This is a genomic window from Bacillus cereus group sp. N6, assembly GCF_016483705.1.
Classification (GTDB): Bacteria; Bacillota; Bacilli; order Bacillales; family Bacillaceae_G; genus Bacillus_A; species Bacillus_A wiedmannii.
Genome location: NZ_JAEHBI010000126.1, coordinates 1 through 3,230 on the forward strand (window position 1 = coordinate 1; position 3,230 = coordinate 3,230).

Genomic DNA, 3,230 nt, shown 5'->3' on the forward strand with positions numbered 1-3,230 from the left:
GTACGTTCCTATTAATTGGTGGTGCTATTGGTGGAACAATTGCAATTGTAGTGACTGGCGGAATGGCAACTCCGCTTATTGTTGGAGGCCTAGTTGTATTAGGGGCAGCCGGTATCGGTTTAGGAACGGCAACCGGGGTTATGCTATCACAAAATCTAACGCAATATAATGATGTTTCTAAAAAAATCGAGCAGTTAAGTACGCAACGTACAGTGGCTGAACAGGCTGTTCTTTCACTTACGAATGCAAAGGCAACTTTAATGGATCTATACCAGACGGTAGATCAGGCAATTGAGTCGCTTACAGCGATGAAAAAGCAATGGGATACGATGGGGGCAAATTACAAAGTACTACTTGATAGTATAGATTCTATACAACCATCAAAAGTTTCCCTACTCGTAAATGATTTAGATGCAGCTAAGCAACAGTGGAGTGACATTTATCAGGCCGCAGATTTAGTGGCAAAAGATATTGGATTTAAAAATGAGTAAGATCGATGTAACAAACTACACTTTAGATTTAGATATTTTCTAATATGTGTAATACAAAAAATATATTGTAATCAATTTATACTGGGGGTATAAAAATGTTAAAGAAACTACCTTATAGAGAAATGGCTTTATCGACTATTTTAGCCATTTCAGCTACCACTATTTCTTCACCTGCTACAACGTTTGCAAGTGGAATTGAACAATCCAATACAGAAAACGAAAAACTGTCGGGTAATACGGATAAAATGAAGCAAACTCTAGTAAAAGCTAGTGCATTTGCGCAATCTATGAATCTCTATTCTTACATGTTACTTAAGAATCCAGATGTGAATTTTGCAGGTCTTGATCCTAATAAAGATCTTGCAGGACATGGTGATTTACCTAACCAAATTCTACAAGATCAACAAAAAGCTCGTGAGCATGCTTCGACTTGGGATACAAAAGTAAAGCGACAACTTATAGATACTTTGACTGGTATTATTACGTTTGATACAACGTTTCAAGAGTACTATCAATACCTAGTGAACGCAATAAATACAGGAGACAAGGAGACGTTAAAAGAAGGGATTGAGGATTTAAAAACAGACGTAAAAAAGAACCAAAAATGCGCGGTTGCATTACTTGATGCTTTAAAAAATCTAAAAACAGCTGTCGACCAAGATAATCGATCATTTCAAGATCATCAAACGATGCTCAGTTCTATATTAAAAGGCAAAAATGCTGATACTGGTATTGAAGATGACGAAGCTAATCTGAAAAAGATTATGGAGGAAATAAACTATTATAGACAATTCCAGCCAGATTGGTCACCATGGTCATTCCTATGGGCGCTTTCACCAAGTGGTGGTATAATGTTTTTTGAATCTACAATAAAATTAAATGAATTAAGACCAGCATTTGAGGCGCTAAATCAAACGATAGATCACAAAAGGGCTGTGAACCGAATTGTGTTTACAGCATCTCAGAATATTGATGAATTGGCAAAAGCAATTGATGGTGCCACTCAAGCTCTTCAATATATGGTAGATCAATGGAATGATTTAGACTCACAATATGCTGGTGTACTCGATAGTATTGAAAAAGCGGATGAAAAAGCAACGGCCAATCGATTTGCATTCCTAAAACCTATGTTAGATACAGCTAAGGACAGTTGGAAGACATTGAAAACAGATGCAGATACATTAAAAGAGGGATTGAAGGAATTAAAAATAGAACCTGTTAATACACAAAAATAGTGAAAATACTGTTAATTATAAAGGGATTACCTCAAGTGTAAGTATAAAATGCTTCACCTCCTAAAAAAGATGGAATACCGGTTCTGGTGCAAATAAAGGATATATCCAAAAAAACGATGGAGATTCCTACCGGAATCGTTCTTTACCCTGTTAATCCAAATAATTGATGAATGAATTGTTTTTGATTTTGAACAGACTGATCCCATAAATCAATCTGTTCTTTTTTTATCATATGCATGGCTTCTACTCCTGCAAGAATCAATGTAGCTGTACGAAAAGATTTAAGTCCTAACATAGAGCGTATACGTTTTTTAATGAAACGATGGTCTTGCTCTACGATGTTATTTAGATATTTGATCTGTCGGATTTGAATGCCTAACGGCATCTGTTTTTCTTTCTTTAACCCTGTAATAGCAATTGGATAAGCAGGGTTTTTATCAACTGTGATTGCACGAGGTTTTGAAGCATGAAAAGACTGCAAAGCTTTTTTGAAGAATCGCTTTGCAGCCTTATGATTTCTGGATTTACTTAGATAAAAATCAATCGTGTTTCCTTCAGAATCAACAGCACGATATAGGTACATCCATTGCCCTTTTACTTTTATGTACGTCTCATCTACTCTCCAGGAGTCATTCGTTTGTTTGAGATAACGTCGAATTCGTTTATCTAATTCAGGCCCATATTGATGGACCCATCGCATAATCGTTGTATGAGCTAAAGATAGTCCTCTTTCCTCCATCATTTCTACCAAATCACGAAAACTGAGATTGTACCGTAGGTACCAGCGCACAGTTAACAAGATAATATCTGGCTGATAGTGCTTCCATTTAAACGAAGTTTCCTTTTTCATACTGATCACACACCTTTTTCAGAATAATAGTATCAGTATGTCCAAGTTTGAGAGATTATTTGCAAGTGGCCTGAAGTTTTTGCACCAGAACCCTTTTCACAAGGTTCTCTTTTTCCTTGTTATCTAAATGTATAAATGTCATTACACGATATGGTTTTAATAAATGTAATAAAGACTTACTTCTGACTACAGCAAACATGAGTGAGCCAGTGGTGCATTTTAATTCATAAGTAAATTCCTCCACACTTTCAATAGACAAATATATCACCTTCTCATAATAGATTTTTATTAAATAGAATACTGTATTAAACAAAAAATCCCTTTTTTCTACAAAATACACTTAAAGTTTCTCTATATCAGAAGTATCTTTAAAATCCTCTTTATTTAATATTACATAAAAACGGAATGTAAAATTGCATGTGCGATTGAAAGCTTAGGAATGTTATACTATAAAAGGAAAAAAATCTAAATTCGTATTATTTTGTTTACACTCACTAGACACTCCACTACAACTCACAAAAAATCTAAATATTCAGAATTATATTGAAAAATATACCTTAACAAGATGGACAATTTTGGGTTCTGGTGCAAAAAATATTGTTGTTGTGTACACTGGAAATATTCATAAATAAAAGGACGGGTGTAGCAATGACA

General features: G+C 34.8%; 2 protein-coding genes and 1 pseudogene. 2 read left to right on the plus strand and 1 reads right to left on the minus strand.

The window, feature by feature from the left end; all coding sequences use genetic code 11:
• Window positions 1-491, plus strand: a pseudogene (locus tag JDS99_RS30180) (hemolysin BL lytic component L1); the annotation flags it as partial.
• 95 nt (window positions 492-586) lie between these two features.
• Window positions 587-1,726, plus strand: a complete 1,140-nt coding sequence (locus JDS99_RS30185) for a ClyA family alpha-helical pore-forming toxin (protein WP_199696412.1) — start codon at window positions 587-589, stop codon at window positions 1,724-1,726.
• A 142-nt stretch (window positions 1,727-1,868) separates the two neighbouring features.
• Here JDS99_RS30185 and JDS99_RS30190 read toward each other — a convergent pair whose 3' ends face one another.
• A complete protein-coding gene (locus JDS99_RS30190; RefSeq protein ID WP_199696413.1) occupies window positions 1,869-2,576 on the minus strand; it encodes an IS6 family transposase in 708 nt (235 codons plus the stop codon).
• Window positions 2,577-3,230 lie beyond the last annotated feature (654 nt).